The sequence below is a fragment of the Dactylosporangium sp. NPDC005572 genome, assembly GCF_040605515.1.
In the GTDB taxonomy this organism is placed as follows: Bacteria; Actinomycetota; Actinomycetes; order Mycobacteriales; family Micromonosporaceae; genus Dactylosporangium.
The window spans coordinates 1-1,222 of the sequence record NZ_JBEXCY010000011.1; the positions used below are offsets into that span (position 1 = coordinate 1).

At 78.5% G+C, this 1,222-nt stretch carries 1 protein-coding gene; it reads right to left on the reverse strand.

Annotated elements, in window-relative coordinates; genetic code table 11:
- Positions 1–1,189, reverse strand: a 1,189-nt coding sequence (locus ABZS66_RS08340; RefSeq protein WP_354756377.1) for an Hsp70 family protein, incomplete at its 3' end; no start/stop codon positions are given.
- Positions 1,190–1,222 lie beyond the last annotated feature (33 nt).

Consider the following 1,222-nt stretch of genomic DNA (forward strand, 5'->3'; position numbering starts at 1 on the left):
TCCGGATCGCGACCACCTCGTGCCGCATGGTGAGCCGCCCGAGGGAAGCCTCCCACAGGCGCCGGCGGCGCGGCGCGACGAGCGGCAGCGGCCCGGCCACTGGCAGCGCGGCCGGCCAGTCGTCGGTGTCGGTCGCGGAGGTGAGGCCGGCGTGCAGGCTGCCCTCGGCGACCGCCAGCTCCGGCTGGTCGACCGTCACCGGCGCGAACCCGAACGCCCGGTGCAGCGTGCTGGTCACCGCCGGCATCCGGCTCGCCCCGCCGACGAGGAGGATCGTGGTGGCGTCGACCCCGGCCACGTGCAGCGCGGCCCGGGTGGTGTCGACCGAGCGGGCGAGGACGGGTGCGGCCAGCCGGTCGAGCTCCTCCCGCCCGAGTGGTACCTCCAGATCGAGCAGCGGCACGTGCACGAGCGTGCTGGCGGCCCGCGTCAGCGACTCCTTGGCGGTGCGCACGTTGTCCCACAGCTGCTGGCGGGCCCGCCGCTCGGCGGTCGTCTCCGGCGCGCCGAGGCGGCGCCACGCGTCCTCGTCGGGGACGGCCTCGGCGAGGTGGGCGACGACGGCCGCGTCGATGTCGAGGCCGCCGGAGTCGGGCAGGCCCTGCGTCGCCAGGACCGCGATCTCCCCGCCGGCCCGGCGGACCACGGTCGCGTCGAAGGTCCCGGCGCCGAAGTCGTAGACGACGGCCGCGGCCCCGTCGGGCAGCCGCTCGGCGGCCACGCCGACCAGGTGGTGCGCGGCGGCGACCGGCTCGCTGACCAGCCGCACGGGCGCCGGGGCGAGCGCGTCGCGCAGCAGCGCCCGGCGCTCCCGGCCCCAGGCGGCCGGGTGGGTCACGACGATCTCGGCGGGCGGCCCGCCGGCGGCCCGGGTGGCCTCGTCGAGAACCCGCCCGAGCACGGCCGCGAAGAGGCCGCGCACCGGCACCTCGGCGTCCCCGAGCAGCACCGTGCCCTCGTCGACGCACCGCTTGGGATGCCGCTCGACGGCCCCGGGCGTGGCGACGGCCGCGTGCAGCGCGTCCCGCCCGACGACGAGCCGCCCGGTCGGGTCGAGCCCGACGGCGGACGGCAGCAGCGGCGAGCCGTCGAAGAGCAGCGGCCGGGGCTCCCGCCCGGGCAGCGCGAGCACCGCGACGGTGCTGGACGTGCCGAAGTCGATCCCGAGCCGAATGCCGTCGCCGGTCACGCGACCTCCGCTTCGCTCCGGCCACGCTCCCAC